Consider the following 25,506-nt stretch of genomic DNA (forward strand, 5'->3'; position numbering starts at 1 on the left):
AACCTAACCAGATCTTCGTAGCCGGAGACTTAGCCGATCCACATGGTACACACCGTGTTTGTCTGGATGCTATCCTTGCAGCTATTGATGAACTCAAAGGCGAGAAATGGCTGGAAGACTGCCGTATCTGGATGTACCGCGGTGCATGGGCAGAATGGGAGATCGACCATATTGAGATGGCAGTTCCTATCTCACCGGAAGAACTCCGTTCGAAACGCAACTCGATTCTGAAACACCAATCGCAAATGGAAAGTGCTCCATTCTTAGGAGATGACGAACGTTTGTTCTGGCAACGTTCGGAAGACCGTAACAAAGCAACAGCAGAACTTTATCACAAGTTAGGCTTGGCTAGCTACGAGGCTATCGAAGCATTTGTTCAGTACAGACCTTTATAATAAAGAAAGTAAAAGCATAAAATACATAAAAGTATAAAAATACAGAAAATACAATGAGACTAATCATTCAGCCTGACTACGCTCAGTTGTCGCAATGGGCAGCCAATTATGTCGTAAGCCGTATCAACGAAGCTAAGGCTAAAGGAAAGAAACACTTTGTACTGGGACTGCCAACCGGTTCATCGCCGATGGGTATGTACAAGGCTTTGATCGAACACTACAAGGCAGGGCGTGTTTCCTTTGCAGATGTTATTACCTTCAATATGGATGAATACGTGGGCTTAGCCCAAGATCATCCGCAGAGTTACTACTCGTTTATGTGGAACAACTTCTTCAACCACGTGGATATCAAAGCAGAGAATGTAAACATTCTCAATGGTAACGCAGAAGACCTGACAGCAGAATGCGAAGCTTACGAAGCGAAGATGAAAGCAGTTGGAGGTGTTGATCTGTTTCTTGGAGGTATCGGTCCAGACGGACATATCGCTTTCAACGAGCCGGGATCATCACTGACATCGCGTACACGTATCAAGACACTGACTCAGGATACAATCATTGCCAACTCACGTTTCTTTGATAACGATATCAACAAAGTGCCTAAGACATCGGTAACGGTAGGTGTTGGTACGGTGATGGATGCTAAAGAAGTATTGATCATGGTCAATGGTCACAACAAGGCACGTGCGCTTCATGAAGTGGTAGAGGGTGCTGTCAGTCAGCAATGGACAATTACTGCACTGCAGATGCATCAGCATGCGATTATCGTGTGTGATGAGATGGCTTGTTTCGACTTGAAGGTGGGTACTTACAACTACTTTAAGGATATTGAGAAAGAGAATCTGAACCCCGAGGCATTGTTGAAATAAAACATCCGATCATAAAGTATATAATAAATGAAAAGAGCGGCCTCGAAATGAGAGCCGCTCTTTTTATTTATATGAGAAATTTTGTACTTAGTCTCGGTGTTTTATTTTAACGGGGACTGCTATACGTTGCAGTGATTTGAATAGCTTAGGAATATTAGCCTCAGAGATAAACATCGAGATCAATATCAATGATCCTCCTGCTACAGTTGTTGTAGTAATTGCTTCATTTAGCATAAAATATGCAAAGATTGTTGCAAATATAGGCTCACATAAGTATGTGAGGGCAATTTTCTCTGGAGCTATGTATTTCTGTGCTATATTTTGAATACAATACATATAACCTGTTGAAAATATTCCTACAAAAAGAAGCGATTCCCATATTTTAGCTGACATTGGTAATGCTATGGCGCTAAGTCCACCTTGTATGGTTGTAACAATTCCACTAGCTATAGCACAGACGAATAGCTGCATTATTACTAGTGCTTTTGCGTCTAATTTAGATTCTGAAGATTGCTTTTCTTGGCTGATTTTTCCGACATATAGTACATATGTTGAATAAAATATTGAGCCGACAAATACCATTAAGTCTCCAATCTTAAAATTAGATAATCCTGATGACATTGCTATAGTGTATAGCCCTCCTAGTGCCAGTATACATGCAGCCCATATCTTTGGCTGTATCGATTTTTTCATAAAGATGAATGCGAAAAGAGGTATCATCACAACCTCTATTCCAGCGATGAACGATGCGTTAGATGCGCTTGTGTATTTTAGCCCAACTGCTTGCCAACAGATTCCCATAAAAAGAAATATCCCAGATATTATTCCTTTTTTGAATGTTGATTTATTAATGTTTAGAATCTGTTTGTAGAATATGATAGCTAGTGCTATCGCTGCAATCAGAAAACGATAGAACATGAACGTGTACGGAGTAATTGATGTGTAAGCTTCTTTTGATAACGGGAATGATATTCCCCAGAATGCAGTCCCTATAATTAGAAGTATAAGGAAAATCTTAGTTTTGCTCATGAGTCAAATAATTTAATTAATGATGTTAAATTATTAGGGTATGCAAAATTTCTGATTGCAAAAGGATACTAAAACTCCCTATTCTCTTCCCTAATGTTAGAGTTTTAGTTGATCGGTCCTTATCTGGGGTGCAAAATTATAACATTTTGCTTAAATGGCAAAATTATTAAATATAAAAAATGCATTTTTCCGCTTTGGTAAATCTAGAAGTGCAAATTTGGATGCTTTTATTTTGACTCAGTACTACTTATAAGCGGTGTGGTTGATTTTGTAACAATTATTTCGTTAATTTATTAACATTATTGCCAAAACGAGACTTGTGTGTTATTGTTGTTGTTAAATAGAAACTAAATTGGGATTAAAAAAATATTTTTTGCTCGTTTTTTTGACTTCAATAACGTACTTTTGTGTCGTAATCAATAAGAGAAAATTGTTAGTGTTGATTCGATAAAAAAGTAAATTGTATACAAATAAAGATATATTGTGTAGTTTTGTAAAGTTTGTGTTAATGGAAGTCATATGAGCTGTGAAGCATGTATGACTTTATTTTTTTTGTAAAATTATATTATCTCAATTATCAGAATATAATATATCTAATAATAGTTTTAGTCTTTTCAATACAATAAAGATAGAAATTATTACGAAACCATAAATGTGTTTATTTCTTTTCTTTTAAATAAGTTTGATTTTTGTTTTGAAAGATATTTGTTAAACGCGTGCTCTTCGATCTAATGTGGATAATGTTGGTTTTAGGATTGTTTAGCCTTATTATTTGTGAAAGCCTCAAGGTTGAATCTAAAAGTTTTTAGTGTGCTTCGAAGAAAAGAGGTTTTAGATGGTTTTATACTTTGATCTTTATAGATATTGACTTGGATTTTTATCGTGTTTTCATTGCCTTTTTAGAAAATAAATCATATGCTCCCAATACAATAGGATGTAGGATAAAGAATCTAAAAACATTTCTGAGAAACGCTTCAGAAAGTGGTTTGGTCGTAAATCAAAGCTATAAGCTTCGTTCATTTATCTTAATGAAGTAGAATTAAAGCGAGTATACAGACTTGATCTGAGTACGAATTTGAGACTTGACAAGGTAAGAGACTTGTTTTTGATAGCTTCATATACAGGACTACGATATTCTGACCTATATCGCCTTAGCTCTGAAAATATTACAATGGATGGCATTATTGATATTATCACATAGAAAATACGAGATAAGGTCTGCATTCCTATACACTGGAAAGTGCTTAAAATTTTAGATAAATATAAAAATGATTTGCCCAAAGTACCAAGTAGTCAAATATTCAATAAAGAAGTAGCAAAATTGGTAGAGATTAATGAAGCTATATATACTGAAAAGAGAAAAAGGCGAAAGACAATGGAAAAATAGAAAAGATCATCTGCAAATATGATTTAGTAACAGCACATACTGCAAGAAGATCTTTTGCAACGAATGCATTCTTAGAAGGAGTATCAGTTATATCAATTATGATGATTACTGGGCACAAAACGGAAAGCTCTGCACACATAGCTTCCAGATCAATTAGGATCTTTTGCTCAGAGGTATAGATTTTTGCAGTGTTACGACGAATCTCCTTGATAAATTGACCGGTAGTATTACGTGCCTGAGTTTTGGCACTGCTTGTTGTTGCCTTGGCCATAATCTTTAGTTTTGACCGTGAATAAATATAATCATTTTTCCTATCAAAACACTCAAGCGATTAATCTATAAACCCGTAAACATTATGATATGTATCACGACTAAACAACTCCCCTAATATACTAAACAAAGAATTCCGACACCTATCTAAATATCTTTTTATACACGTTTTGCACAGAACCTCAGAGGAACAAAGAAAAAAGGATACAAATGGGAGAAAATAAAAATGTAGCTTCACTTTTTATTCAAGATAACTGAAATCTATTTGCTGATATATAAGATTATGTACAAGCAGACTCTTTAAATTATTTTTAACTATGAATAATTTTCGTAGAGGACTTGTTGTTTGTATGTTGTGTAACATTAATATATACACTTGGATTAAGAAAATTTATAATATATTAGCAAATGGAATGACCTAATGATAAAATAACTAAAAGAGCTTGTTCGTATTAATCATTTTGAATCTCAGAATTTCAATTGGAGAGTGAAAAAGAATAATTAATAGTATTTCATTCCAAAATAGTTATTGCACATACATTTACGGAAATAAAAGGAAATAAATAGAATCGATACTGTCAATATCAAAAGTATATTATAGATAATTAGAAGACCTTAAAATACGGTTTAGATGATCTCTCTGAGATGGCTCACTCATCTAAATAGTTAATTATAGCTTTAAACACATTGTGATTATTTATACAATACTATCGAATGAAAAAAAGAATATTTCTAGTTGTTAATCTTAACTAAGTAGCTTATGAAAAAAAAAGTAGTATTTACCATTTTATGTTTTTTGCTCAGCTTAGGGTATGCCTTTGCTCAGACTCAGAACATAAAAGGATTAGTCTTAGATGAAAATAATGAACCAATAATTGGGGCTACCGTCTCGGTAAAAGGGTCTACGACTGGCACATTAACAGATGCAGATGGAGAATTTAGTATTAATATTCCTTCTAATGTTAAAACTTTAACTTTCTCTTTTATAGGGTATGAAACCCAAGATGTTGCTGTTAAGCAGAATATGAGAATAACATTAAAGCCTTCATCGCAACAGCTGGATGAAATAGTTGTAACAGGTATAACACGCACTGACAAAAGACTATTTACAGGTTCGGCAGATAAGCTTAGTGCTGACAAAATTATGTTGGACGGGATTACTGATGTAAGCCGCTCATTAGAAGGGCGATCAGCCGGAGTTTCGGTTCAGAACGTAACAGGTACGTTTGGTACAGCACCTAAAATCCGTGTACGTGGAGCAACATCTATCTTTGGTAATTCAAAACCTCTTTGGGTAGTTGATGGAGTTATAATTGAAGATGTAATGGATGTTAGTGCAGATGATTTATCGTCAGGAAATGCAGAAACGTTAATTAGTTCTGCCATTGCAGGGTTAAATGCCGAGGATATTGAAAGCTTTGATATCCTGAAAGATGGATCAGCTACATCAGTATATGGTGCCAGAGCCATGGCTGGAGTTATTGTTGTTACCACCAAAAAAGGGCGAGCAGGTCATAGCAAGATTAACTATACCGGCGAATTTACATACCGAGTGAAACCATTATACAATGAGTTTAATATTACAAACTCGCAAGAACAAATGGGTATTTATCAAGAAATGTATGAAAAAGGCTGGTTAAATCACGCTGAGATCTCTAATGCCTCGAGTAGCGGTGTTTACGGAAAAATGTTTGAACTTATAAATCGAGGAGAATTACTCAATACTTATGATGCGAAAAAAGAATATTTGCGTCAAGCCGAATATCGAAATACGAATTGGTTCAAAAATCTGTTCAATGACAATGTTATGCATAAACATACCGTCAGTCTTACTTCAGGAACAGATAAATCAAACTATTATGCATCAATAAGCACTTTACAGGATCAAGGTTGGACAAAACAAAGTTCAGTTAAACTATATACGGCTAATCTTAATGCAACATACAATATATTCGACAATCTATCATTTAACCTCATTACAAGCGGTTCATATCGTAAACAAAGAGCACCCGGAACATTAGGTAGTGAACTAGACCCTGTAAGTGGAGAAATCAGACGTGATTTTGATATCAACCCATATTCATATGCGTTGAATACATCAAGAGCATTAGATTTGAACACGTTTTATAAACGTTCATATGCAGATTTTAATATCCTTCATGAATTGGATAATAATTACTTAGACTTGAATGTAACAGATATCCGTTTTCAAGGTCAATTAAATTGGAGACCAATAACAGGTCTGAATCTATCTGTGTTGGGATCGGTACGTTATTCGGCTAACACTGAAGAACATCACATCTTGGACGATTCGAATCAAGCATCTGCATACAGAGCTATGCCGACTACTATAATAAGAGATAAAAATCCTCTTTTATACACCGATCCGGATAATCCATATGCAATACCTATATCGATTCTACCAGAAGGAGGTATTTATAAACGCACAGATCGTAGATTACTAGCATATGACTTTAGAGCTACAGCAAATTATAGTAAGGTTTTTGATGAGACCCATATATTAAATCTCGATGGAGGTATGGAATACAACACATCTCAACGTCGCCAAACATGGTTCCGTGGTTGGGGAATGCAATATTCGTTAGGAGAAGTCCCATATTATGCATACCAAGTATTTAAAAAAGGACGAGAAGATAATAATCAGTACTATGAAATGAAAAATATTTTAAACAACCAAGTTGCTTTTTTTGGTGTTGCTACATATTCATACAAAGGTCGTTACACTTTGAATGGAACGCTGAGATACGAAGGGACTAACAAGCTTGGAAAATCAAGCTCTGCGAGATGGTTGCCTACTTGGAATATTGGTGCAGTTTGGAATATACATGAAGAGAGTTTTTTTAAAGCATTAGAACCAACTTTATCGCATTTATCTCTTAAATCTTCATATAGCTTGACCGGCGATAGAGGTCCTGACTTTGTAACTAACTCGAGAGCTGTCATCAGAAGCTTTACTCCTTGGCGCCCATTTGCTGATGTTGGAGAATCAGGCACTTACATTCAGTATCTAGAAAATAGTGATTTGACTTATGAAAAGAAACATGAATTCAATATTGGTCTTAATATCGGATTCTTGAACAATCGGATCAACACCGAAGTATCTTGGTATAAGAGAAACAACTATGACTTGATAGGTTATATGTTTTCGCAAGGAGTAGGTGGAGAGTCTCTTAAGTATGGCAACGTAGCAGAGATGGAATCGGATGGATTGGAATTAAGTATTTCCACAAAAAATATTACAACAAAAGACTTCTCTTGGTCAACAGATTTCATCTATTCTCATACTAAAAATAAGGTGACAGATTTGATGAGTCGCAAAAGAGCTATAGATCTTGTCTCGGGAACAGGTTTTGCTCGAGAAGGTTATTCTCATCGTTCAATATTTTCGTACCAATTTGTAGGACTATCTGAAGAAGGGTTCCCTATCGTGATCAACGAAGAAGGCAAAGAAGCTACAAGTAATATTAATTTCCAAGAAATAGACAACCTAGATCATCTGGTTTATTCGGGAACTGCGGACCCTACAGATTTTGGTAGCTTGGGAAATACATTCCGTTATAAGAATTTCAACTTCAACTTCTTCCTTACCTATTCATGGGGCAACGTTGTAAGACTAGATCCAGTGTTCAAAGACAGTTATACAGACTTGACAGCTATGCCACGAGAATTTAAAAATAGATGGACAGTCCCGGGAGACGAGAGATATACAAATGTTCCTGTTATAGCAAGTGCTCGTCAAGTAAAAAATGATAGAGAATTAGAAACAGCATATAATGCATACAATTATTCGACTGCCCGAATAGCAAAAGGAGACTTTATTAGATTGAAAGAAGTATCGCTCACATATAATTTTGACGAGAAAGTACTAAAAACTTTAAAACTAAGCAACATGTCTCTTAAACTTCAGGCGACAAACCTTTTCCTTTTGTATGCTGATAAGAAATTGAATGGTCAGGATCCTGAATTCTTCAATACAGGAGGAGTTGCTTCTCCGGTTCCTCGTCAATTTACTTTAACACTTAGATTAGGTCTTTAATAAAATACACGCTTATGAAAAAGTTTAATATAATATTGCTTTCACTACTGGCCCTAAACTTGATATTTTTCAGTTCATGTAACGATAAATTGGACGAAATGCCCGACCAGAGAGCCGAAGTGAAAACTAAAAAAGATATACAGAAGCTCTTAGTATCTGCATATCCTGAAAGAACATTTTCTCTGATAGCTGAATTATATTCAGATAATACAGATGACATTGGAGGAGTTAATAATCCGTACTTCGAACGATTTACTAAAGAAGTTTTCGAATGGAGTGATACTGACCAGACTGACAATGAATCCTCTGTGGCTGTTTGGGAAGCTTGTTATAGTGCTATTTCCGCTGCCAATCATGCACTTGAAGCGATTGAAAAACAAGGATTTCCGGAGGATTTAAACGCCGAAAGAGCCGAAGCTCTATTGGCGCGTGCATATGGACATTTTGTTTTGGTAAATGTATTCTGCCAGCATTATACAAAAGAGTTTGGAGCAACCGATTTAGGAATTCCATTTACCGAAAAACCAGAAAAGACATTAAATCCTAAATATGAAAGAGGAACTGTTGCTGATGTTTATGAGAAAATAGACAGAGACCTACAAATAGCACTTCCATTAGTTAGTGATGAGTACTATACTGTGCCTAAATATCACTTCAATGTAAATGCAGCAAATGCTTTTGCGGCTAGATTCTATCTATACTATCAAGACTTTGATAAGGCAATAGAATATGCAAGTAAAGTCCTTGGATCAGCACCACTGAATATGATGAGAGATAACGCAGCTATAGCAGATATTCCCCGAGATCCGATGGAAAAAGTATCTACCGAATATATTCATCATAGACAAAAAGGGAATTTATTATTGATGACGAATAAATCGGCTCTGGGGTTAATTTACGGAGCATTTTATACTGGATCCAGATTTAACCACGCCTCAGAAACAGCTAAAACGGAATCTATTACTTTCCCTGGTCCATGGGGTACATATGATTTGTATTATTTAAGACCATTTATATATGAAGGAGCAAATTTAAATAAAATTTTATTACCTCGTTTTCCTTACCTTTTCGAATACACCGATCCGGTTGCATTGAAAGGATATCGTAGAACAGTATACGCAGCATTTACAGCAGAAGAGACCTTATTGGTAAGAGCTGAAGCTTATATTTTGAAAAAAGAGTACAAAAAAGCTGTAGATGATATGAATATCTGGATAAAATCTACTCACAAGTCAGGCTATCAAATTGAAAATCCAGAAGAAATTAATTCATGGGTAGGCGTAACAGGAGGTTATTATACGCCTAAAAACCCTACACCTATGAAGGAATTGAATCCTGAATTTTTGGTAGAGAAAGGGCTTCAGGAAAATATGATCCATCTACTCTTGTTCATGAGACGATATGAAACACTTCATACTGGTCTAAGATGGTTTGACCTAAAACGATACGGAATAGTTGTTCATCGTCGCCTTATTTTGAGTGGCAAGATCGCAGAAGTATTTCCAAATCCTTTAGAAGTACGAGATCCAAGACGTGCGATACAAATTCCATCTGATATCCTAGAGGCAGGAATAGAACCTAACCCACGCTAATGCACTCCTATCGATTATAAACATTTTAAATAAATGAATATGAAAAAATATATATATTATATACTGTGCCTCGGATTATTCATCGCTATGCAATTTTCATGCTCCGAAGATGATCTTAGCAGTACAAGTGTTATCCCTGATGATAAATCAGAGAAGAATGAATTCGACAAATGGATCGAAGCAAATTACATCATACCCTATAATATTGATTTTAAATATCGTTTTGATGATAAAGAGTCCGATATGAATTACAATCTGGAGCCGGCAAACAAGAAAAAAGCAATACGAATGGCTAAAATGATTCAACATTTGATTCTGGGTACTTATGACGAGCATACAGGTAGTCGTGATTTTATAAGAACTTATTATCCTAAAATACTTTTCATGGTTGGATCACCGGCTTATAATAATAATGGAACAATACAACTAGCTACTGCTGAAAATGGATATAAAATAACGATTAATAATGTAAATTATATTCCTCTTACAGATCTTACAGAAGCTGACATTGTTCAATTTAATACGTATTATTTTAAGACTTTGCATCACGAATTTGCTCATATTTTACACCAAACAAAGCCATATTCACCTTCATTCAAAGAGATTTCGGGTGCTTCGTATGTACAAGATAGCTGGAATAAAAAGTATGAGAATAAGTCTCCATTGTTAGATGGTTTTATAACAGCCTATGCGTCTAAGTCTCAAGATGAAGATTTTGTTGAATTGTATTCTGTGTATATTACATCAACGGAAGAGGAGTGGAAGAATAAATTAGTTCAGGCTAAAGATAGTGGAGCTCTTATTATCAATAATAAATTGGATATTGTTACCAATTATATAGAAGGTACATGGAAGCTGGATATGGATTCACTACGCAAGATAGTTCTTCGTCGTCAGTCGGAAATACTTGACTTAGATTTAGATACCCTTAATTAAAAATATTAAGCTATGAAATATATATACACATTATTATTAACTATTCCATTGCTATTCACATCATGTCTTAAAGATCAAGATGATGTATTCGATAAGAGTTCGCCAGAGAGGATGCAGGAGGCTCTAGATAATGCAATGGAAATCCTAACGAATGCCGAAAACGGATGGCGAATGGATATGTTTCCAAGTAAAACGAGAGATTATGGAGGATATACTTTGTTCTTGGACTTTAATAAAGAAGTTGTTAAAGCTGCATCTGAACTAAGCGATCCGAGCTATACTGAAGAGAGTGAATGGGAGTTGAAAGCTTCGTCGGGTCCGGTATTATCATTTAGTGATAATAATAGTTTGATACATTTCTTCTCAGGACCGAACAAAGGTGTTGGAGCATACGATACTGGCCTAGGTGGTGATTATGATTTTATCATATTAGAAGCTACTAAAGATCGTATTAAACTAAAAGGAACCAAAACCGGAAATATAAATTATCTGACACCTATCGGAGCTGATGAAAATTGGACGGAACTAATGACTAAATACCAAGATGCTGTCTATAAAATGCAGTGGGAAATGCTAGAATATCAAGTCAATGATAAACAATATTCGGCCAATGTATCATACAATACATTTATCATTACTTATGCCGGAGAAGATGGTAAGATTATACAAGAAGTTCTTCCATATATCTTCACGCTAGATGGAATTCGTTTTTACGAACCATTTAATATCGATGGTGTCGAAGTATCGGAAATGATTTATAAAGATGAAGGGGAACTTAAGTATTTTGAAGATGTAAATGGGAGTGGTGCTAGATTTGTAGTTCAGATTTTACCTTTGATGCAACAGTTCTTGCAATCATCATGGTATTTTTCATATAGTAATATGGGTGATCTTGGGAAGTTATATTGGCAAAATGCATACACAATATTATATGGTCAGAGAGGCTTTGAGCTATATTACGCATACTTAGGAATACGTAATGGAAGATTTGGATTCCACGCTAACGCCTCTAATTATTCAGGTTCACTTTACTATGATACTGAAGTGATTAGTGAGGATGAAGTAAAGCTGAAATTTGTTTGGGATGGCGATGCTAATGGTATTGCATTTTATAATAGCTATGGCTTTAATTACTATATTGCAGGCTTAGGTTCTTCAGAGAAAAACTACACTATTGCAGCAGATAATCCAGATAAACCTCAATATATTACAATAACTGACAAGTCCAATCCGAATAACTCATATACCTTGTCCAAATCAATGGTATCCTATCCATATAAAAATTAATCTATCTTAGAATAGACTTTTATACAAACACTGCTTTTTGAAAGGAGCTATAGGTTGCGAAACCAATATAGCTCCTTTCTCTGTTTCATCTTTAAAAAAAGAATATATTTATCTCATAGCTTCAAGGAGTGGATATAACCAGAGAATGTCTGATTTTGTATTCTGTATTCTAGCCTATGGTTATAACTTGAGAAGTTTTGACTTATAGTTGTATGTCTTTTACAGACAAAATATTGTTGATATATAGTTAATGAATAACCTCGGAGCAAGCTCCGAGGTCTCAAATGAAATTGATGATTTGAGAAATATTGTGTTGGAATTTGAGGAAGTTGTAAATATATATAACGGAAATAATGATTAGCTCATCATCTCTTTTAATACAAATATTTAACCTATACTACGCAAGTATGCTAAAATACTCTAACCTCTATCTTTTATCTTACTAGGATGACGAAATAGATGATGTTTTATTGAACGAAAAAAGCTCACAAAGAAATAAAAAGAAATAAGTAATAAATGGAGGGCACTTCTCTCTTAATCTGTAACGTATTTTATTATTCCCCTAGTTCTTCCCCGAAATAGAAAAGACTAATTATCCATTAGAATAATTAGTCTTTTGTAGCGTTGTCTCACAAGGATTCGAACCTTGAACGACTGAACCAAAATCAGTTGTGTTACCATTACACCATGAGACAATCCGACGCTTCTTTGAAAAAGCAGTGCAAAAATACGTGAAGTTTATTTAACTTCCAAATTTTCGCACATGATTTTATTACTTTATTACTAACACAAAGTAGTTCTTCTTGCCACGTTGTGCTATAATGTATTTACCGGCAATGAGATATGATGAATCTACCAATAAGTCAGTATCCGCAACTTTTTCTTTGTTTATCTGTACTCCACCTGCCTGAACAGTCTTGCGCATCTCTCCTTTTGAAGGGAAAACGGCAGCTTTCTCAGTTAGAAGGTCAACAGCTTTGATTCCGCCGGCTAATTCTTCCTTTGAAATTTCAAAAGTTGGAACGCCATCGAATACTTGCAAGAAGGTTTCTTCATCCAATTTCTTCAAAGCTTCGGCAGTTGCATTTCCAAACAGAATTTCAGAAGCTTCAACTGCTGTATTGTAATCTTCTTCCGAATGCACCATTATGGTTACTTCTTTAGCTAAACGCTTTTGAAGTGGGCGAAGATGAGCCGCAGCTTTTTGCTCTTCAACAAGAGCTTCTATTTCGTCTTTTGATAGAGCTGTAAATATTTTGATATATTTCTCCGCATCAGCATCACTTACATTCAACCAGAATTGGTAGAATTTGTATGGTGAAGTATATCTACGATCAAGCCACACATTGCCTGATTCTGTCTTTCCGAATTTACCACCATCAGCCTTTGTGATCAACGGGCATACCAATCCGAAAGCTTCACCTCCAATTTTTCGACGAATAAGTTCGGTGCCGGTTGTGATGTTACCCCATTGGTCAGACCCACCCATTTGGATGCGTACACCATGGCTTTGGTATAGATGAAGGAAGTCATATCCTTGAAGTAGCTGGTACGAGAACTCTGTAAATGACATACCTTCTGATGATTCTCCGTTAAGGCGTTTTTTTACAGAATCTTTAGCCATCATGTAATTTACAGTGATGTGTTTGCCAATGTCGCGAATAAACTCAAGGAATGAAAAGTCTTTCATCCAATCGTAGTTATTTACTAGTACTGCTGCATTTGGTTTGTCTGATTCGAAATCAAGAAATTTTGCAAGTTGCTTCTTGATAGCATTTTGATTGTGGCGAAGCGTTTCTTCGTCCAATAGTTTTCGTTCTTGCGATTTCATCGATGGATCACCAATCATACCTGTTGCTCCACCTATTAGGGCAATCGGGCGGTGTCCGGCGCGCTGAAAATGTTTAAGAATCATAACACTTACTAAGTGTCCGATGTGTAACGAGTCTGCAGTTGGATCAATACCTACATAACCCGAAGTTAATTCTTTTTGTAATTGTTCTTCAGTTCCTGGCATGATTTCCTGGATCATACCTCTCCATTTCAGTTCTTCAACAAAATTCATCGATTTGTTTTTTAATATATTTAATTAGTTGCAAATTGTTATTAATGCTTTTCTTTCAATCGAAGCATCAGAATTTTTTGCTTGGGGACAAAAATACGACTTCTTTTCAGAATAGGAAAAGTTATTAGAGTTTAATGTGTTAGATAATAAAAAAACTGTGATAGATAACTTTACTACCACAGTCTCTGAATTCTAAGAAAGTATTCTTGTTATTTCTTTTCTTCTTCGAAGAAGTCTGCTGCTTTCATACTCAGATCGTGGGCACTTCTTTTAGCCTTTGCAACGAAGTCGTCTACTGCCTCCGATACCTTGTCTACATAAGGTTCTGCTTTCTCGTTTACTTTGTTCGATAGTTCATGGAATCTCAGAGAGAATTCATCTAGTTTACCTTTGAAGAATTTATTCCAATCTATCTTGACATCATTGTTGTCCATGTAGTCTTTTACTATGGAAAGCACTTTTATAGCCTGCTCTTCTGTCAAGTCGGCTTCGTCGCGTAATCTATTAACCAAATTTTCCATAATGCTATAGTTTTAGAATATTCTCTAATTTAAGACTGAAGTATATGTAATTTTTCTGTGATATATTCCTTTCTTGATTTAATCAGAATCTAAGCCCGATGGATAGTGTAAGATTCCTATTTCGTAATTCAGGATCTACTTGCGATACATTATATAGGCCATATTCGTATGAAACATTGAGTAGGTATACATCGTATATTACTCCGGCATTAATCAGAACTCCATAATCAAATTTTTTCAATACCGATTTTGTGAAAGTTCTTATGTTGGAGTTCTCATATGTAATGGCTGGCTCGTATCCTTCTCCGATAATTTCTTCTATCCGCATGTTCTTTTTAGTGCGGCCTTTGAATCCCCATGCGCCATACACACCAGCATTGATATTGAATACCCATTCTTTGTCGTAATCGGTTTCCCAGCCTATCATTAATGGAATTTGCACATAATTGGCATCTATTTCATATCGGGTTCTTTCATATGTGATATCTGTTCCAATAGCCGACTCGGTACGTCGATCTATGGATTGCTTCATACCTTTCTTGGTCAGAAATATTCCGGTTTGAACTTGAAAAGGTTCCATGAATTTATAGGTGCCAACATAGCCGAAATGAAAACCCTTTTTGACTTTTTTGTCTCGGTTTGCCCCTTTTATATCCATTTCCGAAGAATTTAATCCCATGCGGAATTCGTGGAATAATTTACGTCTCAATCCGATTTGTGCATCTATATCTGATACACATACAAAGCATAGAATTATAAGTAGAGTCTTTAGTATAACTTTCATATTCTCAATTCGTATTCTGCAAAAATACAATAATTAATTATATACCAATTGAAATAGATTACTTTCGTCAAATATTTCGTTTGCAACTTCCAATAAATCGATAGAAGTTATATTCTCAATAAAGGCGAATGATTCTTCTAATGAATTGATGTGATTGAAGTGAAAAAAACTTCGTCCTAACGATAAGGTAAGACTTTCTCTATTGTCTCTGGCTACAGCCATTTGTCCCATCATTTGTTTTTTTGCTGCTGCAAGTTGTGTTGCACTGAGTTTGTTTGTTTTCATTTTCTTCAATTCACGATGGATGATATCAATGCACTTTTGCTCGTTGCGATGACCAGTTCCAAAATAAATTGAAAACATGCCTGTATTGCTATAGGCTGTTGCCGAAGATTCTACTCCGTATACATAGCCCCTCTTTTCGCGAAGCTCTATATTCAGACGGCTATTCATTCCAGGGCCTCCTAGGATATTATTCAGTAAGCTGAAAGCTTTTCTTTTAGGGTCTTTTATATTGTAGCCACGTCCACCTATCAGAGCATGTACTTGTGAGGTGTCTTTTATCAGTTTCTTTGAAACAGCATCTATATTGGATACATCCAATCTGTTTAGCGTGTCTGAACCAGCTGGGATTTCGGCTAAATATTTTTCGGCGTAGCGAATTATCTTCTTAAAATCGTATTGTCCTAGTGAGAAGAATACGATGTTATTGGCTTTGTAGTTTCTGCTTACAAAGGCTTTTAAATCTGCAGACGTAAAATTTTCCAGAGTTTCCGGATCACCTAATATGTTATGCCCTAATCCCGATCCTTCGAACAGTATATTCTCGAAGTCATCATATATCAGTTCCGAAGGGCTGTCTTCGTATGAGTCTATTTCGTCGATGATGACATGCTTTTCTTTGTCCATCTCGCGTTGCGGAAACTGCGAATGAAATGTAATGTCTGTTAGTAATTCGAAAGCTCTTTCGAAGTGTTCTTTCAGAAATATTGAATAGATAACAGTTTCTTCCTTATTGGTATAAGCATTTAACTCGCCACCTACATTTTCCATGCGATTAACGATGTGGTGTGCTCGACGCTTTTTAGTTCCTTTGAAAAGCATATGCTCTACGAAGTGGGCAATACCATGCTCATTTTCAGATTCGTCACGGGTTCCGGCATTTATATAGAAGCCGCAGTATAGTACATTCCCGCCAGTCGGTACGTGTATTATTCGGAGTCCGTTTTCCAGTATATGTGATTGATATATCATTTTGTTTATTTCTTCATGTAATGTGCGCGTTCACTTTTGTCCAATTTCTCGATAGAATAGCGCAGCATTGTTCTTGGCATTTGTTTATGATGGTTGTCAAGAAATGCCCGTAACATATTCAGATCTTTCTTACCCATTTCGCGCAGCATCCATCCGGCAGCTTTGTGCATCAAGTCGTGTTTGTGATCAAGCAGCTTCTCGGATAATAGAAATGTGTCGTACAAATCGCCTCGACGGATAAATGCATATGTAGATACGATTGCTATACGCTGCTCCCACAATAATTGGCTTTTTACAAGATCGTATAAAACCGATCGATCTTTGTCGATCAGATATTCTCCTACGATATCTTTTGCGCTGAGATCGACAAGATCCCAGTTGTTGATGCGGTTGGTATGTGCCAGATAGAACTCGAAAATCTTTTTACGATCCTCTTCTGAGGCCTTTTTGAATCGTTCGACCAAGATGAGCAATGCGCACAGACGGCATTCGTGATATTCGTTGTTGAGAAGATTCTCAATTTCGGAGAAAGGTAACTCTTTGTATTTCTTTGCTACTTTCCGAGTGTCAGGAACAACTACTCCCAAGAACTTATCGCCTTCGCCATATTGCCCTTCCCCAGTCTTGAAAAAGTAGGGTAGGAACTCCTTTTTTTGAGGAGTCGAGTATTCTGTTAGTTCTAATTGTATGTCCTTTGCTGTCATAGTCTTGACCTTAAAAAAGTAACAAAAGTGACAGTTTTATATTGCTTATATTACTGTCACTTGTATTTTGTAGAGAACTTCTCAATTATAGATAAAGTCTCGTTATTTCAATTTCCACTCCGAGCCATCTTTTCCGTCTTTTACTTCGAATCCCGCTTTAGCGAGCTCATCGCGAATCTGGTCAGATGTTGCCCAGTCTTTGTTTGCTTTAGCTTTCGCTCTGATTTCCAGCAATAGATCGACAGCTTTGCCGAAAGCTTCGTAGTTGGTATTTCCTCCGGCTTTCGATTCGTCTACCATTCCCAGAATGTCGAATAGGAATAGGTCGAAAACAGCTTTCAGTTCGTTGATGTCTTCTTGTGTCAATTTCTGTTTGCCATCAGCTGTCGCATTGATTGTTGTAGCAGCTTCGAACAAGTGAGAAATAACGATTGCCGAGTTCAGATCATCATTCATTGCATCGTAACATTTCTGACGAAGACTTTTTACGTCTGCCGTCGATTCTGTTGATGCTTGAAGTTTATCAATCTTTGCATAAGCATCCAATAGACGGGATAAACCTTTTTCTGAGGCTTGCAAAGCTTCGTTGCTGAAATCGACTGTGCTGCGATAGTGTGCTTGCAAAATAAAGAAACGGATAGTCATCGCAGTGTATGCCTGAGTAAGCATTTTGTGCGATCCTTCGAAAAATTCGTCAAGAGTGATGAAATTTCCTAGCGATTTACCCATTTTTTGACCACCGATTGTGATCATGTTGTTGTGCATCCAATATTTTACAACACGTTCCTTTTCAAGAGCTGTATTCTGAGCGATCTCACATTCGTGATGAGGGAACATCAAGTCCAATCCTCCACCATGAATGTCGAAATTGTGACCAAGATATTTAATACTCATTGTCGAACATTCGATATGCCATCCAGGGAAACCATCGCTCCATGGTGAAGGCCATCGCATGATGTGTTCAGGTGCAGCTTTCTTCCAAAGGGCAAAGTCCACTTTGCTTCTTTTTTCGTCTTGTCCGTCCAAATCGCGAGTAGTATTCAGCATCTCTTCGATATTGCGGTGCGAAAGGATTCCGTAGTTATAATCTTTATTGTATTTCTGTACATCGAAATATACCGATCCGTCGCTCACGTAAGCGTATCCGTTTTCGATAATTTTCTTAATACATTCAATTTGTTCGATAATATGGCCCGATGCGTGCGGTTCGATACTTGGTTGAAGTACATTCAACGCATCCATTGCGCGATGGTAACGATTCTTATAGAATTGTACGACCTCCATTGGTTCAAGTTGCTCGAGACGGGCTTTTTTTGCAATTTTATCTTCACCTTCATCAGCATCGTTTTCCAGATGGCCTACGTCGGTAATGTTACGTACATAGCGTACTTTGTAACCTATATGAGTAAGGTATCTGAATAGTAAATCGAATGTGATTGCAGGGCGGGCATGTCCCAAGTGTGCATCGCCATATACTGTTGGTCCGCAGACATACATCCCCACGTGCGGAGCATGAATCGGTTCGAATACTTCTTTTTCGCGTGAAAGCGTATTGTAAATAGATAATTTCTGCATGTTTATATATCTGATAATTGGAGGTACAAATTTACATTAATTTATTCAAAACAAGCTAATCAGATGATAAGAAGCTTATTTTTCGAGAATAATATGATCGATGAGTGCACTTATTTCTTCAGCTCGGTGAATAACCATCAGATGATCGCCGTTAATTACGCCGTAAACATTGTCGATTTGCCGGAACGGAAAAATTTGATCTTTGGTTCCGTGTATGTGATACAAATTCTCACACTTTATTTTAGGAGTCCAGTGTGTGATTTGTTCGATAGACCATCTTACATATACGGGATCGGTTATGGTCATTAGCTGGCGAACTTCTTCAGTCGGAAGTTCGTACAGGTAGCGGGTAAATATATCGGTAACGAAATTTGTTGAGCCGTATACCGACTTAGGTACGTACTTGAAGAAGTGTGATGTTTTTGCAAATTTGAATAACTGTGGTATTTCTTTCTCGCTTTTCATTGAAGATATGATGATCGTCTTCGTTGGATCGAGAAAAGCATTCATCAGTTGTACGATAATGCCGCCGAATGAATAGCCGATGAGGATAAATGGCTCGGACTTGTCAATTGTTTCGGCCATACGTATAGCATAGGCTTCAAGCAGTTCATCTTCTTTTGGGATGAGCCATTCGATGTAAACTTTTTCGTAACCCTCGGGTAGAACTATATTGTCGAAAACCGAGCATGGATTGCACATACCTGAAACGAAGTAAACTTTTTTACTCCGTTTTCTTACTCCGAAAAAAGCTTGTAACTTTTTCCATATATTTTTCTGAGGATTCGAGGTATTAGGCAATTTGTTGGATTATTTATCAGGTTTCTTATTCTACTTCGTAACTATTCGGGATGTCGTCCATAATCGAAAATAATTCTTCAACAGTTTCGGCCCGAAGCATGGCAACACGTGTTTTTTTGAAATCGGCAATTCCTTTGAATACGGGAGTAGCTGCCAAATGACGACGACTGTGAAGTATACCACCTCTTTCTCCTGCATTAGCTACGTTGGCGTTGACCATTTCTTTCAAGACGTTAAGATACTCAATAAAACTTTTCGGCGAAAGTTTTTCTCCCGTAGAAAGATAATGTTTTATTTCTTCGAAAATCCAAGGACTACCTATACTTCCTCGACCAATCATTATAGCATCCACCCCTGTCTCGTCGAAACGTTGCTTGCAGATTTCGGGCGTTGTAACATCGCCGTTACCTATAATAGGGATATGCATACGAGGATTATTTTTTACTGCGCCTATCAATGACCAATCAGCTTGCCCGGTGTACATCTGCGCTCGGGTACGTCCATGAAGAGTCAAGGCTTGTATGCCGGTATCTTGCAATTCTTCGGCTAGATCGACTATTATTTTCGAGTTATCGTCCCATCCGAGGCGGGTTTTAACGGTAACGGGTATATTTACGGCTTTTACTACCTCGCGGGTGATTTCAACCATCAGTTCGGGGGTGCGCATCATGCCCGATCCGGCTCCTTTGCCTGCTACTTTCTTTACGGGACAGCCGAAATTGATGTCTAAGATGTCAGGATTTGCTTCTGCACAAATCTTAGCTGCCTCTACCATTGCGTCTACTTCGCGTCCGTATATCTGAATAGCTACGGGGCGTTCTTGTTCGCTGATGGCTATTTTAGCTTCGGTTTTGTTTACACCACGTATTAGAGCATCGCTCGATACGAATTCGGTATAAACCATATCGGCGCCAAAGTGTTTGCAACGTAGTCGGAATCCCATATCGGTTACATCTTCCATCGGAGCAAGAAATAACGCTTTGTCAGGGAACTGAATATTACCTATTTTCATTTTTGTTTTTGAGTACGGTTTCTATCAAATATTAATTAATCGCCGGCTCGAAAATTGAGTGTTTTGTTCAGATTTTCGTAGCGCGGAGCATTTCCCGCTTACCAGGCGGACCGGGAAGTCGTTCGACCATAAAGCCCGATTGTTGCATCATACGGCGGACTACTCCTTTAGCACAATAGGTGACAAGTATCCCTCCATTGTTCATCACACGATACAGATTATCGAATAGTTCTTGTGACCACATATCCGATTGCTTCTCGGGCGCGAATGCATCGAAATAGACGATGTCTATTTTTTCGATACGGCTGAAATCGAATTTCGTAAAATCAGCTTCGATCTTATGGAGAATAAAGTTGTCGTTTATCCTGATCGGAGTATCCCATTCGGCCACATGAAGGCTTGCGAATAAATCGCTTCGCTGTCCTGCTTGTGATGGATAATTGAGCTGTGAGGCTAATTCTTGGTCTACCGGATAAGCTTCGATGGATGTATAACGTATAAGACGGTTATTTTGTTCTGCATCTATAGCTGTCAGATAGGCATTCAGTCCGGTGCCGAATCCTATTTCGAAGATGTTAAGCTCACGTTCGGGATGATGATGCAAGCCGGTTCGTATGAAAATATGCATCGACTCTTGTACCGCGCCATTGACCGAATGATAGTGTTCGTCTAGCTCGGGTACAAAGAGTGTGTGAGAACCATCGGCCGTTGTTTCAATCTTAGTTCTCATATCAGGAATAATTTTTTAGTCTTTCTTTTCGATCAGTACAGTTGCATAAGCAGTAATACCTTCTTCGCGACCTACGAAACCCATCCTTTCGGAAGTCGTAGCTTTGATCGAAATATCATCAATGTCGATCTGTAATATTTCGGACATTACTTTTTGCATAGCAGGAATATGCGGATTCATCTTTGGCATTTCGGCACAGATAGTCGAGTCGATATTGCCGATCGAATAGCCTTTGCCGGCTAGAAGTTTGCGAACCTCGGCAAGTAACAACTTGCTGTCTACATTCTTATACTCGGCTGCTGTATCCGGAAAATGAAAGCCTATGTCGCGCATATTGGCGGCGCCTAGCAAGGCATCGCATATAGCATGAATTAGGACATCCGCATCAGAATGTCCTAATAATCCTTTTTTATAGTCTATTTTGACTCCGCCCATCCAAAGGTCTTTACCTTCAACCAATCGGTGCATGTCGTAGCCAAATCCTACACGTATTTTCATATTTATTTTGAAGCAAAATTATAAGCTAATGAAACTCGTAGAGTTTTGTCTAGCGGATTCTGACTTACAGTTGACAGTAGATATGAAGCATCCAGCTGAACTGATTTAAATTTGAATCCTGCACCAAATGTGAAGTAACGACGATTACCTTTCATCTTGTTCTCGTGGAAATAACCTGTACGTACTCTGAATTGATCGTTATAATCGTATTCAACCCCTGCCGAGTAAGTTATTTCTTTTAGTTTTTCTGAAAAACCACCATCTTCAGATCCAAATGATTTGAATACTCCTGCGATACCGCTTGTTGAATAGTAGTCGTCTAATCGTTTTTGGTAACTTTCACTCTCGCTAGTTTCTCCATCCTTTACAATTGGTGGTGTCGGAACTAGAGGCTTATTGATGTCTAAACTGAATGAGAGTGTACTAACACTGCTTACAGGATACATCAATGAAGCTCCGATACGCATATTTGCAGGGAGGAAATTATCTCTAACACCATGTGCTCCGCTGTTGTTCGAAAGTTTACCTCCTATGTTTGATAGGTTGAATCCAAAGCTAAGTAAGCTTTCCGATTGTCCTATATTGATATATGATTCGTTGTAACCCGCGATATCGGCTGCAAATGTATTGTCTGCCGAACCTCCTTCGTCATCAGGAGTGGGAGCATTATAGTCGGAACGAATATAACGTAGTGTAGCTGCTAGTGAGAATGTTTCGGTTAGTTTTCTTGAATAACTGATGTCGAATGCCATTTCGTATGGAGAAAAGACTGCAAATTCAAGCCCATTGCTCCCGTTCAGGTGAACATCGCCGATCGAAAAATAGCGGAATGAAGCACTCAATGCTTGATTGTCGCCCGATCCGATTTTGTAATATCCTACTCCGTATGCAAGGTATATATCGTCAACAATATTGCTTAGCCATGGAGTGAAGCTCATACCTGCTCCGGCTTTGTTAGGTGCGAATGCATATTTTGCAGGATTCCAGTATTGTGAATATACATCGGGTGCAGTAGCAACACCGGCATCTCCCATACCTCCTCCGCGTGCATCAGGTGCAATACCCAAAGATGGAACAGCGGTTTGGATAGGATTGAATTTTTCTGTGTTTGTTTGTGCAGTAAGACTAACTGTCGATAGAGTCAGGACAGAAGCCAATAAAGTTGAGAAAATTACTCTTTTCATGTAGTATTTCTTGATTTTTTAATTTCTTATGATTCTTTATTATGTGTATTATAGATTAAAACTGATAATCTCTGTATTTATTGTCGCTAGCCTTTATTTTAACATTAAATACTTAACAAACCAATACATTCAGTAAATCTTCTCCTTCTAGCTTCCCTATCAGGGTATCGCCTATGTCGACTCTGCCTACACCTGCCGGTGTTCCGGTGAAGATGAGGTCGCCGGTTTTCAAAGTGAAAAACTGGCTGGCATATGCTACGATTTTATCTATCGAGTGGATCATGTCTTTTGTATTGCCAATCTGTACTTGTTCTCCATTTTTTAGGAGTGTGAAATCCAGATCGTCCATTGCTTTGCCAAATTTATCTTTCGGAACAAAAGTTCCAAGTGCAGCCGAATTGTCGAATCCTTTCGATATTTCCCAAGGCAAGCCTTTAGCTTTCAGTTTGTCTTGCAGATCGCGCGCGGTAAAATCTATACCTATGGTAATCTCGTTGTAGTAGCGGTGAGCAAATCGTTCAGCGATATTTTTCCCCATTTTGTCGATTTTAATGACTACTTCCAATTCGTAGTGAATGTTTTCGCTAAAATCGGGGAGGTAGAATTGGTTTTTATCGTTGTGAAGGATTGCCGAATCGGGCTTCATAAACAGTACAGGGTCACTGGCCGACGATAGTGCTTCGCGGTTCATTTCCTTGTTATGCGCATTGTAGTTATGACCTACGCAAATAATTTTCATATGAATAATGCCTTACTGATTAATAATAAGGCACAAAGATAGTGTTTTTTACTTTTTGCGCGGCTTGATTTTACCGAACATTTTGCGGATACGCATCGATATGACTCCTACGACACCCTCGCGGAAGATGCCAGAACTCATTTTTGATGTACCTAAAACACGATTTACGAAGATGATGGATACTTCTTTTATATTGAAGCCAAGTGTATATGCCGTGTATTTCATTTCTACCTGAAATGCATAACCCTTGAATTTTATATTGTCAAGATCAATGGTCTCAAGAACCCGACGGGTATAACATACGAATCCGGCTGTGGTGTCCGAAACTTTCATGCGTGTAATTACTTTCACGTATATAGATGCGAAGTAAGACATCAAGACACGTCCCATTGGCCAGTTCACAACATTTACTCCGTGCGAATAGCGCGATCCGACAGCAACATCAGCACCTTCATTGGCACAAGCTTCGTATAGTCGGGGAAGATCTTCTGGATTGTGTGAAAAGTCAGCATCCATTTCGAATATATATTCGTAGTCACGATCCAATGCCCATTTGAACCCGGCAATATATGCAGTCCCTAAACCCAGTTTCCCGCTGCGTTCTATCATAAATAGTTGATCACTATAGCTAGGTTGCATTGTACGAACAATATCGGCAGTTTTGTCTGGCGAGTTATCGTCAATAATGAGTATGTCGAAAGCCTTAGGTAGTCCGAATACTGCCTTGATTATCGCCTCGATATTTTCCTTCTCGTTATATGTCGGTATTATTACTAAAGAGTCTGACTTCATGAGCGTTTGAATTACGTCTGCAAAAATACTACTAATTAAGTTGATTAGCGAGTTTTAGCATTGAAAAATATTTTTTTTCAGAGCATTTATGGAATTTTTCAATTTGCATACTCTATTAAGTAGAAAACAGCAAATAGATTATCAATTTTTTAAAATTACAGCTATGAAAAAAGGATTTAACATTGATTCGACCGAATGGTGCGAAATGGTATTCAAAGATAAGAATAAAAAATATGGTGCTTATGCACTGAGGCAGACCTCGTCAAAGAGACATATGGTGGCCTTGGGGGTTATCTTTGTAGTTATGCTTTTTGTTTCTTTATTGCCTCAGGTAATTGGGGCAGTGAAAGAACTTAATAGAGGGGCTGGACTTGGCACAATGGATGAAGAGGTTTTGATATCTCAGGTTGAAGTAGATTTGCCAGTTCCGGAAGAAAATATAATTCGAGAAGAATTGGCACCACCCCCACCGCCATTGATTTCTTCGGTAAAGTTTACCCCACCGCTTATTACAGCGGATGATAAAGTTGTGGACGGAGATGAAATGAAGTCGATGGATGAATTGAATAGTACTGATATCCGTATATCGACTCATGATATTCAAAGTGATTTGACTACTGGAGTAACTATGGATGAGTTGATAGAACATAAAGTAATTGTCGGTAATGATACCGAAAAAGAGGAGCCTCCTCATGTTTCGGTTGAAGTGATGCCTCAATTTAAAGGCGGTGAATCTGAAATGTATGCATTTATCGGGAAAAATCTAAGATATCCGGTTACTGCGCAGGAGCAAAATATACAAGGACGGGTTATTATTCGATTTGTAGTTACTGCTGCGGGTGATATATCAGATGTTCAATTGCTGAGAGGAATAGATCCGGCTTGTGACAAAGAGGCTATACGAGTTGTGAAGATGATGCCAAAATGGATTCCGGGTAAGCAGAACGGACGTAATGTTCCGGTTTATTTCACATTGCCGGTTGTTTATAAACTACAGTAGCTTGATTTGAAATTGATATGGAAAGTAG

At 37.5% G+C, this 25,506-nt stretch carries 22 protein-coding genes, 1 tRNA gene and 1 pseudogene; 8 read left to right on the forward strand and 16 right to left on the reverse strand.

Annotated elements, in window-relative coordinates; translation table 11 throughout:
• Positions 1–395 (forward strand): annotated as a pseudogene (locus tag C1A06_RS06945) (glucosamine-6-phosphate deaminase); the annotation flags it as partial.
• Positions 396–448: 53 nt separating this feature from the next.
• Positions 449–1,261 carry a glucosamine-6-phosphate deaminase gene (gene nagB, locus C1A06_RS06950; RefSeq protein WP_101689533.1) on the forward strand — a complete coding sequence of 271 codons (813 nt, stop codon included), beginning with the start codon at positions 449–451 and terminating at the stop codon, positions 1,259–1,261.
• A gap of 87 nt (positions 1,262–1,348) precedes the next feature.
• Here the strand turns inward: nagB and C1A06_RS06955 are convergent, their stop codons facing one another.
• Positions 1,349–2,290: a DMT family transporter gene (locus C1A06_RS06955; protein ID WP_101689534.1), complete on the reverse strand. Its 942-nt coding sequence runs from the start codon at positions 2,288–2,290 to the stop codon at positions 1,349–1,351.
• A gap of 848 nt (positions 2,291–3,138) precedes the next feature.
• On the opposite strand from C1A06_RS06955, the gene C1A06_RS15345 reads away from it, so the two are divergent.
• Complete coding sequence (locus C1A06_RS15345) at positions 3,139–3,327, forward strand: phage integrase SAM-like domain-containing protein (protein ID WP_159461390.1); 189 nt, start codon at positions 3,139–3,141, stop codon at positions 3,325–3,327.
• A 303-nt stretch (positions 3,328–3,630) separates the two neighbouring features.
• On the opposite strand, the gene C1A06_RS06960 is transcribed toward C1A06_RS15345, so the two are convergent.
• The gene (locus tag C1A06_RS06960) at positions 3,631–3,948 is read right to left on the reverse strand and encodes a hypothetical protein (protein ID WP_101689535.1); all 318 of its coding nucleotides are present in this window, start codon (positions 3,946–3,948) and stop codon (positions 3,631–3,633) included.
• A gap of 759 nt (positions 3,949–4,707) precedes the next feature.
• On the opposite strand from C1A06_RS06960, the gene C1A06_RS06965 reads away from it, so the two are divergent.
• Genes C1A06_RS06965 through C1A06_RS06980 form a run of 4 tightly spaced genes read left to right on the forward strand, consistent with a single transcriptional unit; the run spans position 4,708 to position 11,819 of the window.
• On the forward strand, positions 4,708–8,004 hold the full coding sequence (locus tag C1A06_RS06965; RefSeq protein WP_101689536.1) for a SusC/RagA family TonB-linked outer membrane protein: 3,297 nt from the start codon (positions 4,708–4,710) through the stop codon (positions 8,002–8,004).
• A gap of 14 nt (positions 8,005–8,018) precedes the next feature.
• Complete coding sequence (locus C1A06_RS06970) at positions 8,019–9,596, forward strand: RagB/SusD family nutrient uptake outer membrane protein (protein ID WP_101689537.1); 1,578 nt, start codon at positions 8,019–8,021, stop codon at positions 9,594–9,596.
• A 39-nt stretch (positions 9,597–9,635) separates the two neighbouring features.
• Positions 9,636–10,532: a zinc-binding metallopeptidase gene (locus tag C1A06_RS06975; RefSeq protein ID WP_101689735.1), complete on the forward strand. Its 897-nt coding sequence runs from the start codon at positions 9,636–9,638 to the stop codon at positions 10,530–10,532.
• A gap of 12 nt (positions 10,533–10,544) precedes the next feature.
• Positions 10,545–11,819 carry a DUF4302 domain-containing protein gene (locus tag C1A06_RS06980; RefSeq protein WP_101689538.1) on the forward strand — a complete coding sequence of 425 codons (1,275 nt, stop codon included), beginning with the start codon at positions 10,545–10,547 and terminating at the stop codon, positions 11,817–11,819.
• Between the two features lie 624 nt (positions 11,820–12,443).
• Here C1A06_RS06980 and C1A06_RS06985 read toward each other — a convergent pair.
• The 14 genes from C1A06_RS06985 to C1A06_RS07050 form a co-directional block, all read right to left on the reverse strand.
• Positions 12,444–12,514 (reverse strand) — tRNA-Gln (locus C1A06_RS06985).
• Positions 12,515–12,591: 77 nt separating this feature from the next.
• A complete protein-coding gene (gene tyrS / locus C1A06_RS06990; RefSeq protein WP_101689539.1) occupies positions 12,592–13,884 on the reverse strand; it encodes a tyrosine--tRNA ligase in 1,293 nt (430 codons plus the stop codon).
• Positions 13,885–14,093: 209 nt separating this feature from the next.
• Positions 14,094–14,405 carry a hypothetical protein gene (locus C1A06_RS06995; RefSeq protein ID WP_101689540.1) on the reverse strand — a complete coding sequence of 104 codons (312 nt, stop codon included), beginning with the start codon at positions 14,403–14,405 and terminating at the stop codon, positions 14,094–14,096.
• 82 nt (positions 14,406–14,487) lie between these two features.
• Positions 14,488–15,189 (reverse strand): porin family protein, encoded by a 702-nt coding sequence (locus C1A06_RS07000; RefSeq protein ID WP_101689541.1) that lies wholly within the window; start codon positions 15,187–15,189, stop codon positions 14,488–14,490.
• Between the two features lie 33 nt (positions 15,190–15,222).
• A complete protein-coding gene (locus tag C1A06_RS07005) occupies positions 15,223–16,443 on the reverse strand; it encodes a M16 family metallopeptidase (RefSeq protein ID WP_101689542.1) in 1,221 nt (406 codons plus the stop codon).
• A 5-nt stretch (positions 16,444–16,448) separates the two neighbouring features.
• Positions 16,449–17,147, reverse strand: coding sequence for a DNA alkylation repair protein (locus C1A06_RS07010; protein WP_101689543.1), 699 nt, complete (start codon positions 17,145–17,147; stop codon positions 16,449–16,451).
• A gap of 102 nt (positions 17,148–17,249) precedes the next feature.
• Positions 17,250–18,722 carry a cysteine--tRNA ligase gene (cysS, locus tag C1A06_RS07015; RefSeq protein WP_101689544.1) on the reverse strand — a complete coding sequence of 491 codons (1,473 nt, stop codon included), beginning with the start codon at positions 18,720–18,722 and terminating at the stop codon, positions 17,250–17,252.
• A gap of 75 nt (positions 18,723–18,797) precedes the next feature.
• Positions 18,798–19,523, reverse strand: coding sequence for an alpha/beta hydrolase (locus C1A06_RS07020; RefSeq protein WP_145996359.1), 726 nt, complete (start codon positions 19,521–19,523; stop codon positions 18,798–18,800).
• A gap of 25 nt (positions 19,524–19,548) precedes the next feature.
• Complete coding sequence (gene dusB, locus C1A06_RS07025) at positions 19,549–20,535, reverse strand: tRNA dihydrouridine synthase DusB (RefSeq protein ID WP_101689546.1); 987 nt, start codon at positions 20,533–20,535, stop codon at positions 19,549–19,551.
• 67 nt (positions 20,536–20,602) lie between these two features.
• On the reverse strand, positions 20,603–21,265 hold the full coding sequence (gene mnmC2, locus C1A06_RS07030) for a tRNA (5-methylaminomethyl-2-thiouridine)(34)-methyltransferase MnmC2 (RefSeq protein WP_101689547.1): 663 nt from the start codon (positions 21,263–21,265) through the stop codon (positions 20,603–20,605).
• 15 nt (positions 21,266–21,280) lie between these two features.
• Complete coding sequence (gene ispF, locus C1A06_RS07035) at positions 21,281–21,763, reverse strand: 2-C-methyl-D-erythritol 2,4-cyclodiphosphate synthase (protein WP_101689548.1); 483 nt, start codon at positions 21,761–21,763, stop codon at positions 21,281–21,283.
• A gap of 2 nt (positions 21,764–21,765) precedes the next feature.
• The gene (gene porV / locus C1A06_RS07040; RefSeq protein ID WP_101689549.1) at positions 21,766–22,947 is read right to left on the reverse strand and encodes a type IX secretion system outer membrane channel protein PorV; all 1,182 of its coding nucleotides are present in this window, start codon (positions 22,945–22,947) and stop codon (positions 21,766–21,768) included.
• A 112-nt stretch (positions 22,948–23,059) separates the two neighbouring features.
• Entirely contained in the window at positions 23,060–23,686 is a 627-nt protein-coding gene (locus C1A06_RS07045) for a fumarylacetoacetate hydrolase family protein (protein ID WP_101689550.1), read from the reverse strand.
• A 48-nt stretch (positions 23,687–23,734) separates the two neighbouring features.
• Complete coding sequence (locus C1A06_RS07050; protein ID WP_101689551.1) at positions 23,735–24,478, reverse strand: polyprenol monophosphomannose synthase; 744 nt, start codon at positions 24,476–24,478, stop codon at positions 23,735–23,737.
• A gap of 163 nt (positions 24,479–24,641) precedes the next feature.
• Between C1A06_RS07050 and C1A06_RS07055 the strand changes: the two genes are divergently transcribed.
• Positions 24,642–25,478: an energy transducer TonB gene (locus tag C1A06_RS07055; protein ID WP_101689736.1), complete on the forward strand. Its 837-nt coding sequence runs from the start codon at positions 24,642–24,644 to the stop codon at positions 25,476–25,478.
• Positions 25,479–25,506: the final 28 nt, after the last annotated feature.

This window comes from Dysgonomonas massiliensis (genome assembly GCF_900240225.1).
GTDB lineage: Bacteria > Bacteroidota > Bacteroidia > Bacteroidales > Dysgonomonadaceae > Dysgonomonas > Dysgonomonas massiliensis.